The sequence below is a fragment of the Fibrobacter sp. UWB7 genome, from assembly GCF_900142945.1.
Taxonomy (GTDB): domain Bacteria; phylum Fibrobacterota; class Fibrobacteria; order Fibrobacterales; family Fibrobacteraceae; genus Fibrobacter.
The window spans coordinates 370,702-383,596 of sequence record NZ_FRCO01000003.1 but is presented as its reverse complement, the minus strand read 5'-3'; the positions used below and the strand labels follow the sequence as shown (position 1 = coordinate 383,596).

The following is a 12,895-nucleotide window of genomic DNA, read 5'->3' as shown; positions in this document are numbered from 1 at the left end:
TTACCTTAGAAGTTCACCTTGAAGAACTTGCGCTTGCCCACCTGGACAACGAGTTGGTCGCCACCCTTGATTTCAATCTGGGCTTGCGGATCAGCGAGCTTTTCGCCACCAATCTTCACACCGCCGTTCTGCACCATGCGGCGGGCTTCGCCCTTAGAAGCAAACGCCTTAATGTTCACGAGCAAGTCGAGAGCGCCATAAGTACCAGCATCGACAGAGCATTCGAGAGCATCACTCGGGATAGCATTACCGCTGTGGATTTCGCGTTCCTTGGCGGCAGCGGCTTCGGCAGCTTCGGCACCATAGTACTGCGTCACGATGTCGATAGCGAGGCGGTGCTTAGCATCGTTCGGGTTCATCTTGCCAGCGGCAATGTCAGCCATCATCTGCTTGACTTCTTCGAGCGGGATGTTCGTCAAAAGTTCGAACCAGTTCTCGACAATATTGTCGGAGAGGCTGTAAATCTTGTGGTACATCACGTCAGCCGGTTCGTTAAGACCAACGTAGTTGCCGATGGACTTGGACATCTTGACCTTGCCATCTGTACCGAGCAAAATCGGCATGAAGAGACCAATCTGCGGTTCCATGCCTTCAAAAATCTGAAGGTCGCGACCACGGAGCACGTTGAACTTCTGGTCGGTGCCGCCGAGTTCCACGTCACTCTGGATAGCAACGGAATCGTAGCCCTGCATCATCGGATACATGAATTCGTGGAGGCTGATCGGCGTGTTTGCTGTATAGCGGTTGTGGAAGTCTTCGCGTTCGAGCATCTGGGCGACTGTGAACTGGCCCATGAGTTCCGTGACCTTGCTGAACGGGAGCTTGGAGAACCATTCGCCGTTGTAGTGGATTTCGACCTGTTCGCGACGGACAACCTTGAAGAACTGTTCCTGATATTCCTTGGCGTTTTCGAGAACCTGTTCGTGCGTGAGACGCGGACGAGCCTTGTTGCGGCCGCTCGGGTCACCAATCTGCGCGGTGTAGTCACCCACGATGAGGACGACCGTATGACCGAGGTCCTGGAACTGGCGGAGCTTGCGCATCACGACCGTATGACCGAAGTGAACGTCCGGAGCCGTCGGGTCCACACCCATCTTGATACGGAGGGGCTTACCCGTTTCGTAGGACTTCTGGAGTTTCTTTTCGAGTTCATCTTGCGGCACGATGTCGGTCACGCCGCGCATCAAAATTTCAAGCTGTTCTTTAACAGGACGGAATTGCATTTTAGTTACTAGTTAATAGTTGATAGTTGTTAGTTAATTTACGGGGTAAAGATAGCAATTAGTAGTTATTGGTTATTGGTCATTAGTCATTAGAGATGTCGCATAACGCAAGACTATGCTTCAAAATCATCATTTTCAGCAATAAGCAGCTATATTATTTTCGCTTTTTAGATTGGCGCTGGAGAATGTACTTCGTCAAAAAATTGTAGAATTGTTCCGTTTTAGAATTGTCCTGCTTATTGCGACGGAGCGAAACCACGATATCGCGCTTGAAATCCGTATCGGTGATTTCAAGAAGCTTGACGCGCTTATGGTCCATCTTTCCCCATGAAAGTTCCGGCCAAAAACCCACACCAATGCCTGCAGCAACAGCTTCCTTGACTACCGCAGCGTTATCACTTTCAAATGTGACATTTGTATGGAATCCAATGCTATCGCAGAGTTCGTTACAAATCTGGCGATACTGTTTGGAACCGTAAAGACGGATGAACTTTTCGTCTTTCAAATCAAAGAGCGAAATGGAATCGAGCTTTTTGTACTGCGCCGTATTCGGGACTGCGAGATAAATCTTTTCGGAATGGACAAACGTTTCGTCACTTTCGGTGTTATCAAGTTCCGGTCTGTAGTTTGCGTAAGTGCGAACACAAATATCAAAGACGCTCGTTTCTTCGTTCTGCACAATGTCCACGTCAATGTCGGAATTACTGCGTTTGTACTCAATCACGGCACTAGTAATAAGCGTAGAAGCCGCAAGAACGTTCAGTTTGACGTTGTTGTTCTGCTTATCAGACATTTCCTTAAGGAGCGCAGGGAGCGCCATCATATTCTCGTAGAGCGGCTGAAGCTTTTCGTAAAAGAACTTCCCGCTATCGGTGAGCTTAATGTTACGCCCGGAATTTTTGAACAGAGAAACACCCAGTTCATCTTCGAGCTTGTGAATGGCTTGCGTGAGTGCCGGCTGGACGATGCAGAGGTTCTTTGCACTTTGCGTGACATGCTCTGTGCGCGCCACCTCCAAGAAGTATTTTAGCTGAGTCAGTTCCATAAAGGGAAATATACTATTTGCTGAAGGCGGTGAGGTCGATGCCGAGCTGTTTGATTTTGTAAGTGAGGATGCGCGGGGTGGTCGAAAGACTGCGAGCAGCGGCGGCCATTTTGCCCTTGCTACTCTTGAGAGCATCGCAAATGATGTCGCGTTCGTACGCTTCGACCATGAGCTTGAGGTTTCCACTCACAGGTGTTCCACTCGTTTCGTCGGTCTGGATTGTCGGCGGAAAGTGATGCGGGTAAATGACATCTTCTTCGGTCAAGAGCACCGCACGTTCAATCGCATTTTCGAGTTCGCGCACATTGCCCGGCCACGGGTAGCTCATGAGCATTTCAATCGTACCGCGAGCAAGGCGACGCACGTTTTTACCCACCAATCGGCAGTAATGGTCAACAAAGTAATCCGCCAAGAGCACAATGTCGGTACGGCGTTTGCGCAGAGGCGGCACGTAAATCGGAACGATGTGAAGCTGGTAGTACAAGTCTTCGCGGAAAGTTCCATCCGAGACCATCTGCTGCAAGTTTTTGGTGGTCGCGCAAATCACGCGCACGTTCACTTTTTTCGGGAAGCGAGCGCCTACGCGCTCCATTTCGCCCTGTTGCAAAAGGCGAAGCAACTTTATCTGCAAATTCGGCGTGAGTTCCGCAACTTCATCGAGGAAAAGTGTTCCGCCTTCAGCCTGCTCTACGCGGCCCGGCGCCTCGTTGACGACGCCAACCAAGGCGCCCTTTTCGCTACCGAAAAGTTCCCGGTCCAGAACGGACTCCGGAAGAGCCGCGCAATGCACTCGCACAAACGGCCCTAAATTGCGGTCTGAACGGAAATGAATAGCTTCTGCAACAAGACCTTTACCAGTCCCCACCTCGCCCACGATTAACGCAGGAAGCGGGCTTCGAGCCACCTGGTCAATTTGCGTATAAACCTGTTGCATCTCGGGCGTTTTACCGATGATATTGTCCGGCTGGAAACGCGCCTTGAGTTCCATTGCCATGCGTTCGTTTTCGGCCTTGAGGATTTCGTTTTCTTCTCGTGCCTGGCGGCGGAGTTTCACAGCAGTCGCAAGCATCTGCGCGATAATTTCGAGCAAATGAATCTGATCGTTGAGGTTTGCCTCATCGGGATTATGTTCGTCGGCACTCAAGGCGCCAACGACTTCCTGCTCCATGATAATCGGAACACAAAGGAACGCCTTGTCCTCAGTCTTACCACGGCCCGTGCGGTCCAAGAAATCCGGATCTTTCGCAACGGACGGGATGATAATCGGTTTACCCGTTTCGACAACACGGCCGGTAATACCTTCGCCCACTTTATAGCGGCCCTTGCTCGCCTGGCGGCTGCTCAAGCCTTCTGCAATTTCGATGGAAATTTCGCCCGTGTGGCGATTGTACAAAGTGAGAGTGGCATGTTCAACGCCCATCACCGATTCGACGGTCTGCAATACAGGATGCGCCACCGTTTCAAAATCAAGACTCTGGTTCAAAATGGAGCTGATCTTGTAGAGCAGCTCTAGTTCTTGAATCTTGGCGTGAGTCGTAGACATGGACTAAGAATATAAATTTTTTAAGCCGTATAAAAAGGAGATGCCCGCTCGGAGGCGGGCATGACAAAGCGTGGCTGGAAGCGTAGCGTTACTTCAACGCTTCTTGAACGAGGGCGGATGCGCGCTTGGCGTCAAAACGACCCTTGACCTTCGGGGAAAGTTCCTTCATGATCTTTCCCATGTCCTTCGGAGAAGAGGCGCCCGTTGCAGCCTTGATTTCGGCGATGAGAGCCTTGACTTCGTCTTCGGTCATCTCGGCCGGCATGTACTTGCGGTAAATGGCGATGACAGCTTCTTCCGCCGGGATCTTGTCCAGGAATCCGCCCTTCTTGAGGATTTCGATGGATTCCTGTTTCTGCTTCACGCTCTTGGCGAGAACGTCGATGCACATGGCATCGGTAATGCTTTCGGTAATCTGTGCCGGAGTGGCACCAGACTTCATAGCTTCGTTCTTGATGTCAGAATGGAGCGTACGAAGAGTTCCGAGAGTTTCGGCATCGTGAGCCTTCATGGCTGTCTTGATGTCGTCGAGAATCTGGGTAAGCAAAGCACAACTCATATTGACCTCGAGCGATTATAACGCTTCGCTCCAAGCGATGAAGATTTGTTATAAAACACCTAATGAGTCATCAGCGCAAGCTGACAACTCATTAAAGCTTAACAAAGTCCGATTAAGGAATCGAATTAGTAGAGACGCTTGCGGTTCTGGTCAGCAATCTCTTTGAGACGCTTGCGACGAGCAGCCGTTTCAATACGCTTCTTTTCTTCGGAGGGCTTTTCGAAACGCTGACGCTTCTTGACGTCGGAAATGATACCATTCTTTTCGCAAGACTTGGTGAAACGCTTGAGAGCGCGTTCGAAAGGTTCGTTGGACTTAACAATAACGCCGATCACGATAATCCTTTGGTTAAAATTTCATTTTTTTGATAGCCAAATATACCTAAATATTTGGTTTCTGTCAAGGGTAACATTTTGTAAGCACATTCCCGAGTGCTTTCCGGTTAAATACCATTACCCCCTTTATATTCCATTGCAAGCATGGTAATGTCGTCAAACTGCGACGCTTTCCTTGTAAACGCATCAATTTGGCGTTTGACAAAGCGGCACATTTCCTTGGTGCCTTTTCCACCGCCATGCGTAAGTGCATCGAGCAACCTATCGTTGCCGAACAGCTCATTATGCTCGTTGGTCGCTTCCGTCACTCCATCCGTGTAGAGGAACAACGTATCGCCCGGAGCTAGTTCGAGCGTCTGCATCTTGTAGTGAGAGTTCTCCATTGCCGCCATGACGACTCCAGCCTTGCTCTTCGCAAATTCAGCAGAGCCATCCTTGTGGCGGATGACCGGCGGGTTATGCCCAGCCGAAGCAAACTCCACATGTCCGGTCTTCAAATCGACAATGCCCATCCAGACCGTCACGAACATGTTCGCACGATTGCGCTTGGCAAGCTCATAGTTCGCCCTTTCAAAGGTCTCAACAACAGACTTCAAGTTCTGCGCCATCGTTCGCAGTACAATGCGCGAAACCATCATGAACAACGCGGCAGGCACGCCCTTGCCCGAAACATCACCTACGACCACGCATAGACGTCCGTCGTCCAATTTGAAGAAATCGTAGAAATCACCGCCGACTTCCTTCGCCGGCAAAAGGAACGGAGTCAGCTCGTGGTACGGATCTTCAGAGCCTTCTTCCTTTTCATCCATCGACAGGAACCCGATCTGGATATCCTTCGCAAAGTCAAGTTCGCTTTCGATGCGGTCCAGGTCCTTCTGCTTTTCCATGTGCTCCTTGAGCGAGGTGCGCATGTTCAAGAACGCCCAACCGAACTGGGCAATCTCGTCACGCCCCGAAAGGTGCGGAATTGCCACATCAAAATCGCCCTGCCCCATCTTGTTCGCCGCCACGGCAAGTTCCTTAAGCGGACGGGACACCCTAGTCGAAATCACGAATATTAGGAGCAGCATCACGACATAGCCGGCAGCACTCATCCAAGCAAACATCTTTTCCAGAGAGCGCTGGCTTTCCATGAATTCGTGCGCAGGCCACACAATCATGAACGTCCAACCATTCGACTCCATCGCCTTGAAATAAATAACCGCTTCCTTCCCTTCAGCAGTAGTCCCCATAAAGAGGCCCTTCTTCATGCTCTGTACAGTCTTTTCGAATTCCGTAACCGTCTGCGAACCCATTCCTACAGACAGATCCGACAAGTTTTCCTTGAAAACAATCTCGTTCTTGGGGTGCGCGATAATGGTATTGTTCGCGGACAGCACAACGACGTAACCCGAGTTCGACACGGGAATCGACGCCACCGTTTCCTTGAGGAATGCAATGGACATATCGACACAAAGAACGCCAGCAAAAACAGTATTCCCATAGGCATCCTTTTGGTAAATAGGGGCGGTGTAAATCGCAATCGGTTCCTTGATAAAGTCTCCGACGAACGGTTCCTGCCAAAGGCCCTTCTGCAAGTTCTTGGTGCTCTTGTACCAAGTTTTTTCGAAGTAGTCCTTGCCCTTCATGAGCTTGATTTCGTTACCCGAATACTGGGCAAGGCGCATGACCTCCTGATGCCATTTAGCCTTGGGAGCCATTCCCGGCTCGTAAGCGACCACCACCGCAAGCACCTGCGGAAGCGTCTGGCGGGCATCAAAGACTGCCTGGGTCAAGAAGTCGTCGAGATCCTTCCCCGAAAGCATCTCCTTACCAAGCACTTCGGCATATTCATCGCCGAGCTTTTTACCCTTTTCGAAAAGATTTTCAATGATGGCGACATTCGCAAGACTAATCTCTTCGCCCTTTTCCGTGAGCAACGTCGAAAGCTCGCTTTGCACCTTAAAACTGAGAACCCCAAACAGCGTCGCGAACACGATGCTGAAACCGACTAGGGTCATCATGGACTGTTTGAATGCCAGTCCGTGCATATTGAAGCCCATAAGGAAAACCTTTTCTTTTTGCTATAACAAAAATTGTTTTTTATTACATGCAAAAATATATGTAACTTAACGAGACTTGTGTAGGAGCTCAAATAAATTTTTGTCGAATAAAGACACCACCAAAGCAAGCAAAATCGACAAGCCCAAAACCATTAAACATTTGAGCACTAAATATAGGTAAAAACTTGCTTTTTTCGCGTAATTTTATGTAAAATTTCATTAATTTTCGTCAAAACAAATCTTCGTAACTTGCGAAGTATCAAAGACTTATGTATATTCTTTGTAAGAATATTCCAAACAGCCAAAGCCATTAAAATTTTCAAATCGGAGTACACCAATGAAGCTGCAATCGGTATCGTTAATCGGGGCAATAACCCTTTCATGCGCCTTACTTTCCGCCTGCGGTAGCAAGGAAGAAAAAACTACTCCTCAAGCCGAAGTAAAACCAGCCGTCGAAGAAACAGCTCCCGTACAGGAAGCCGCACCGGAACCGGCCCAGGAAGAACCGGCACTCGTTCCAATCCAATCTCTTAGCGAAGAAAAGGCTGTTCCAGCAGAAAAAGCTTCACCGGTCTCTAGCGTCGAACAGGAATCCTCCGGTCCGTTCGTCATCCAGGTAAGCATCCAGGCATCCAAGAGAGCCGCCAACAGCGTCGTGAGCAAGCTCTCTGACCAGGGCATCAAGGCATACGTCGCCGAAGTCGAAAATCCGGGTGAACTCGAAGGCACGTTCTACCGTGTACGTGTCGGATACTTCTCCACGATTGCAAACGCTCAGCAGTTTGGCAAGGAAGTCCTCGCACCGCAGGGTTATGCCGGTTGGGTGGACAACCGCAAGAACGACCGCATTGGCCAGCCCGGCGCAAGCGAAGACATGTAATTTTACAAAAGCAACGAACTGTTAAAGGCCCCGCAACTTGCGGAGCCTTTTTAACATTATTCTTTTTTCGGTTTACCTAGATGTACATATCAATTTCGCCGTTTTTCAATCGACGTTCCTGATCCTTACACCAGGCATTATAATACTCGATATAGCCGCTCAAGCCAAAATAATCTTCATCTTTAACGCGCTTGGTAATGATAACCGCATTGCTACTGCATTCCACGTTATACAAGCTGTTTGTGGAATATGCAGCTTCTTCCTTTTCTTCTTCGCATTCTTCGGCAGCAACAACCGGATCTGCAAACGTAATCGTGCGCACGCCTATAGGATCTTCATTGGGATAGAATGTCGTCGTCTCTTCAAAGCCCTCGCCTTTATAAGACTGAACGATAGTAACAGAATTGTCCGTATGGGTTACCTTGCACATAAATTCTGAGCTCGTAGTGCTTGTAGACGTCGAAGTAGCACTACTTTGATACCTTCTCAGGAAATTATCGCAATTTTCCCTGAAATCGGCCTCATAATCATCCAAATCACCTTCATCGACCTCATCGACATAAATTGTATTGCCTGAACAACGGACTTTCATCGAGCCGTCCTTCCATTCAGAGGCATCATCTTGCATGCGGGCGCATTCCGACGCAGCATCAACATCATTAAAATACACGTATTCAGACTTGATACTCGAATAACGCGAATCGTATTTTGTGGCAGTCGAAGTATAGGATCCCGTACCAGGCATGACCTGTACGACAGTCACCGAATTGCCGGTTGTAGACACTGTGCAACTCGCCTGTCCCTGAGCACCCTGAGTTCCCTGTGTTCCTTGAGATCCGTTTGAAGAAGTCGGGCTACTGCTATCGTCACCGCAAGCAGCAAGCGCAAGCGTAATTGCAGATGCAAGAATAAGCTTTTTCATAAAAAATCCTCATTTTAAAATCCTAAGATTAATGTAGTAAAGTTTTTAATAAATTTAACAAACTATCTCATTTAAAGTACAAATAAAGGATATAGCTCAAAACTATTGATTCAAAGAAGTTCAAAAATCCATCCTCTTATTGATTTTGAGGGATTTTAAGGGCTTGCCCCAAATTCTATATTTGGGATATGCCTACAAAAAAGCCAAAAGTCTTTGTCGTGCATCTCGGATGCGCTAAAAATCAGGTCGATGCAGAAAATCTCGTCGGCGAAATGCTCCATGCAGGTTTTGCGACCTGTGATACCGCCGGGAAGGCGGACTACATCCTCGTGAACACGTGCGGGTTCATCGAAGCCGCCAAGGAAGAATCCATCAATGCGATCCTTGCGCAAGCTAAGGCAAAGAAGGCAAAGCAGAAACTGATTGTTTCGGGCTGCCTGAGCGGCCGCTATGGTGAAGAGCTGATGAAGGAACTGCCCGAGGTGGACTACTGGGTCGGCACGTACAAGCCGGGCGAACTTCTGAAGAAAATGGGCATTGTCGCTCCACAGAGCTGTGACGCCGAGAACCTCCCCCGCATGAACTTGGGCGGATTCAGCCATCACGCTTATCTGAAAATTGCGGAAGGCTGCAACCGTCGTTGCGCCTACTGCGCCATCCCGCTGATTCGCGGCAAGCAGGATTCCCGTTCCATCGATGATATCGTAGCAGAAGCGAAGGACCTCGAAGCGCAGGGCGTCAAGGAAATTACTTTGATTGCACAGGACACGACTTACTTTGGACGTGAAAAGGGCAAAAAAGGCGGCACGCTTGTTGAACTTTTGCGTGCACTGCTTGACAACACGAACATCCCGTGGATCCGTATGCTCTATTGGTACCCGATGTTCGTGGACGATGAACTTCTAGACTTGATGGCAAACGAACCGCGCCTCGTGAAGTACGTGGACATGCCTATCCAGCATGCAAGCGACAAAATGCTCAAGAACATGAAGCGCAACTACCGCAAAAAGGAACTTGTTGACCTTTTGCACAAGATTCGCGAACGCATCCCGGGCGTGACACTCCGCAGCACAGTGCTCGTCGGATTCCCCGGCGAAACGCACGAAGATTTTGAAGAGCTGATGGAACTTTTGCAGGACGTGCAATTCGACCATTTGGGCGGCTTTGTGTTCAGCCCCGAAGAAGGCACTCCGGTGATGGAAATGGACCTTCCCGCCGTGGATGAAAGCGACGCCCGCGCAAGGCTCGAAGCGGTCACGGACTACCAGGAAGAACTTGCCGCCGAATACGCTGAGAATATGATCGGAAAGACGGTTCGTATCATCATCGACCAGGTTGCTGAAGAAAGCGAATACCACTTCTATGGCCGCACGGAAGGCAACTCGATGGAAAACGACGATATCGTGAAGGTCATCGAAGGCGACGGCGACGTTGGAGAATTCCACAACGCACTTGTGGTCGATGCCGAACCGCATGAACTTGTGGTGAAGATTGTAGACTAGTCAATAGTCAATAGTCAATAGTCATTAGTTATTAGTTATTAGGTTAAAGTAAGGCGGCAAAGCCGCAACTTTACTATATTATACCCGCCTTAGTGGCTCACGCCCGTGTATCACAATGGATAGTGTCCTTCCCTCCGAAGGAAGGTATTCCGGTTCGATTCCGGACATGGGTATTAAAAGCAAACAAAAAGCCCGCCGTTCGATGAACTGGCGGGCTTTTTAGCATTTAAGCTAAGCGCAAATTACTTGGCGTTCTTGCGTTCCTTTTCACGCTGACGGCGACGCTTTTCGGTATCATCCGGGAAGAATTCCGGCAAAGCAAAACCAATCGTCACACCGAACACGATGCCTGTCTTATCCATGCCATCAGGCTTGTTCACGACACGAGAGGCATAAGTATCTTCAACTTCGGTTCTGGAATCTTTGGTCTTCTTGAAGCTCGGGTTCTTTTCAGGAGACTTGCCCAAATCCGGAGCATAGTACATACCGAAAGCAAACTGCAAATAATACCATTCGTTCGAGAGGTAAGATATCAAGATATCGAACTGGTAACCCTTTACAGAAATCAAGCTACGGAGACCATTTTCATCCGGTTCCATATCGTGGTCGAAATAGACCGTACCATAAGAAGCGGACAAGCCCAAATGGATAGGAATCTTCGGGAAGAAGTAGTAGCTAATACCAATCTTATAGCCCGTACCACCTTCAAGTTCCATGTAGTCAAATTCGCTATCCTTGACTTTCGGCAAGAAACCAAAAGAAGCAAAGGCGGCAATATGCCAGCGGGTAATGTATTCAATGCCAGCGCCCAAGCCCATGCCCATGCCAGATTCACCCATGAACGGCATACGGGAACCAAGGCCCAATTCGAAAATAAGACGGTCTTTCAACCAGTCACGACGGCGTTCGGAGTTTGCATATTCATCCAGACGCTGTTCTTCTTCGAACTTTTTACGAGCGAGATAGTCTTGTCTCTGAGCGGCATTCATGCCAGCCATAGAGGCTTCAACATTTTCCTCTTCGTCATCATCAGCGACCTTTGTAGAAGAGGAACTTTCGGCAACAGACATAAATCCGTCATCAGATTCTGCCGGTGCAGCAGGAGCTTCAACCGTTTGTTCGGCTACAGGAGTAGCCTTTTTAGACTTAGCCTTACGCCCTTTTGAAGGAGCAGCCCATGCAACCAAACTCGATAGACACAACAGCAACAACAATTTTTTCAGCATTTAAAAAAGCCTCAGATAAATAACCTCGCTTGGAATATAACTTTTTATCCAAGATTTTTACAAAAACTTCATGTAAAAGTTGTTTTTTCGTTTGATTTTACAATTTCGTAAGATTCTAGTACGACTATTTGAGCTTAGTCAACGTCGCTTTAATACTTCCGAGCTTAATTTCGCACTGCATGAGCACCGGAAGACGCCTTTCGTCATCGGTAAACCAGATAAAAATGCGACCGCTGGATTTGAAAATGCCATCGCCATCCAAAACAGGCTCCACCTTGACCGTATTGAACTCGCCAAGATCCGTTTTAATCTTTTCGCGCTTGTGGATGACAACTTTGAGTTCGTAGCGTTTTTCCCCACTCACAGCCGAAAAGCGAGAAGTCGAACCCTCTTTGAGAGGAAGGGTACGCACAAGGTAGAACGCCGACATAATGCTGTGTTCGAGCCCTTCGATAGTCACAGAAGTATCGGCCGAGCGCTTTACATAATGATTGACAGGGTCCTTAAAGACTGTATCGGAAAGGACCGCCTTTTTACCATCGCGATTGAAACGGATAAGCGACTTGTTATGGAATGTTCCCTCATGAAGTGACTTGCGGAAAACATCCGTCATGAGTCCCTTGTTGCGGACAAGCGTATAGACGGTATCGTGTACCGGGTAGAATTTATTGACCGTCTTGTTGGCTGTTGCAAAAGTCAGGAATTCGGTCTTGCCGTCTTTGCGAGGTTTGACCTCGAGCGTAGCATAGCCAGCCGTAATAAAGCCCCAGCTGAGTTCGTATTCCAGACGTTCGCCTTTCATCCACGGGGCGTTGATTTCAGGAAGGGTCTGCCACTTGGAGAGCGGCTTAGCAGGGACACTAGCACTTGAGGACGACTGGATGCTTGGAGATGTCGATTCGAGAGTCGCCGCGCTTTTGGACTGCGCGGACGAGGACGAAGCCAGAGACTCCGCCGCCATAGACGAAATCGACAAAGTAAGCGCAAACAGCAAAACACTTTTCAAAGCACGATAAAACATAAGCCCCAATACTCTTTGTTATGAATAAAATTTAAGATAAGGACAATATATAAAAGAACGCCCGCGGAAACCGCACAGGCGCTCTGTTTTTTATTCTAGATGGGAATAAAAGGCTTAGCCTTCGATGTCACCGAGACCCTTGCGGTAAGCGACGAGCTTTTCGCGGACGCTTGCGTCAGAGAGGGCGACGATGTGGGCGGCGAGGTAACCGGCATTCTTGCCGTTGCCGATGCCGACCGTGGCCACCGGGATTCCCGGGGGCATTTGCACGATGGAGTGCAATGCATCGACGCCGTTGAGCGGGCCGCCGGCGCAGGGCAGGCCAATGACCGGAAGAATCGTGTGCCCTGCGAGCACTCCCGGGAGGGCTGCAGCGAGGCCAGCAACACCGATGAGGACCTGGAGGCCTCGCCCGGCGGCTTCGCGAGCATACTTCGCGGTCGCATTCGGGGTGCGGTGTGCAGAGAGGATGTTGTATTCCCACGTGATGCCGAACTGGTCGAGCACCGCGGTAATCTTGTCTACAGTTTCCTGGTCGGACTTGCTACCCGCAACGATACCGACCTTTGCATTCGGAACTTCATTAATCTGCATTTT

Annotated in this window: 12 protein-coding genes and 1 tRNA gene; 3 read left to right on the top strand and 10 right to left on the bottom strand. The window is 49.2% G+C overall.

From position 1 onward, the window contains the following. Positions 1 to 5 precede the first annotated feature (5 nt). The 6 genes from tyrS to BUC30_RS11310 form a co-directional block, all read right to left on the bottom strand. A complete protein-coding gene (tyrS, locus tag BUC30_RS11335; protein ID WP_073424952.1) occupies positions 6 to 1,223 on the bottom strand; it encodes a tyrosine--tRNA ligase in 1,218 nt (405 codons plus the stop codon). Positions 1,224 to 1,377: 154 nt separating this feature from the next. Next, complete coding sequence (locus BUC30_RS11330) at positions 1,378 to 2,268, bottom strand: LysR family transcriptional regulator (RefSeq protein ID WP_073424951.1); 891 nt, start codon at positions 2,266 to 2,268, stop codon at positions 1,378 to 1,380. 13 nt (positions 2,269 to 2,281) lie between these two features. Then, positions 2,282 to 3,811: a sigma 54-interacting transcriptional regulator gene (locus BUC30_RS11325; protein WP_073424950.1), complete on the bottom strand. Its 1,530-nt coding sequence runs from the start codon at positions 3,809 to 3,811 to the stop codon at positions 2,282 to 2,284. 88 nt (positions 3,812 to 3,899) lie between these two features. Further along, positions 3,900 to 4,370 carry a GatB/YqeY domain-containing protein gene (locus BUC30_RS11320; protein WP_073424949.1) on the bottom strand — a complete coding sequence of 157 codons (471 nt, stop codon included), beginning with the start codon at positions 4,368 to 4,370 and terminating at the stop codon, positions 3,900 to 3,902. A gap of 125 nt (positions 4,371 to 4,495) precedes the next feature. Beyond that, the gene (rpsU, locus tag BUC30_RS11315; RefSeq protein WP_014546541.1) at positions 4,496 to 4,705 is read right to left on the bottom strand and encodes a 30S ribosomal protein S21; all 210 of its coding nucleotides are present in this window, start codon (positions 4,703 to 4,705) and stop codon (positions 4,496 to 4,498) included. Between the two features lie 107 nt (positions 4,706 to 4,812). Further along, on the bottom strand, positions 4,813 to 6,747 hold the full coding sequence (locus tag BUC30_RS11310; protein ID WP_073424948.1) for a SpoIIE family protein phosphatase: 1,935 nt from the start codon (positions 6,745 to 6,747) through the stop codon (positions 4,813 to 4,815). A 337-nt stretch (positions 6,748 to 7,084) separates the two neighbouring features. Here BUC30_RS11310 and BUC30_RS11305 point away from each other — a divergent pair, with 337 nt between their 5' ends. Beyond that, entirely contained in the window at positions 7,085 to 7,627 is a 543-nt protein-coding gene (locus BUC30_RS11305; RefSeq protein WP_073424947.1) for an SPOR domain-containing protein, read from the top strand. Positions 7,628 to 7,703: 76 nt separating this feature from the next. Here the strand turns inward: BUC30_RS11305 and BUC30_RS11300 are convergent, their stop codons facing one another. Next, positions 7,704 to 8,549, bottom strand: coding sequence for a hypothetical protein (locus BUC30_RS11300; RefSeq protein ID WP_073424946.1), 846 nt, complete (start codon positions 8,547 to 8,549; stop codon positions 7,704 to 7,706). A gap of 188 nt (positions 8,550 to 8,737) precedes the next feature. Between BUC30_RS11300 and rimO the strand changes: the two genes are divergently transcribed. Continuing rightward, entirely contained in the window at positions 8,738 to 10,051 is a 1,314-nt protein-coding gene (gene rimO / locus BUC30_RS11295; protein ID WP_244536604.1) for a 30S ribosomal protein S12 methylthiotransferase RimO, read from the top strand. Between the two features lie 101 nt (positions 10,052 to 10,152). After that, positions 10,153 to 10,224 (top strand) — tRNA-Arg (locus BUC30_RS11290). A gap of 69 nt (positions 10,225 to 10,293) precedes the next feature. On the opposite strand, the gene BUC30_RS11285 is transcribed toward BUC30_RS11290, so the two are convergent. From BUC30_RS11285 to purE, 3 genes are all read right to left on the bottom strand, one after another. Further along, a complete protein-coding gene (locus BUC30_RS11285) occupies positions 10,294 to 11,277 on the bottom strand; it encodes a hypothetical protein (RefSeq protein ID WP_073424944.1) in 984 nt (327 codons plus the stop codon). Positions 11,278 to 11,401: 124 nt separating this feature from the next. Next, a complete protein-coding gene (locus BUC30_RS11280) occupies positions 11,402 to 12,298 on the bottom strand; it encodes a DUF3108 domain-containing protein (RefSeq protein WP_244536603.1) in 897 nt (298 codons plus the stop codon). 114 nt (positions 12,299 to 12,412) lie between these two features. Beyond that, the gene (purE, locus tag BUC30_RS11275) at positions 12,413 to 12,892 is read right to left on the bottom strand and encodes a 5-(carboxyamino)imidazole ribonucleotide mutase (RefSeq protein WP_073424942.1); all 480 of its coding nucleotides are present in this window, start codon (positions 12,890 to 12,892) and stop codon (positions 12,413 to 12,415) included. Positions 12,893 to 12,895 lie beyond the last annotated feature (3 nt).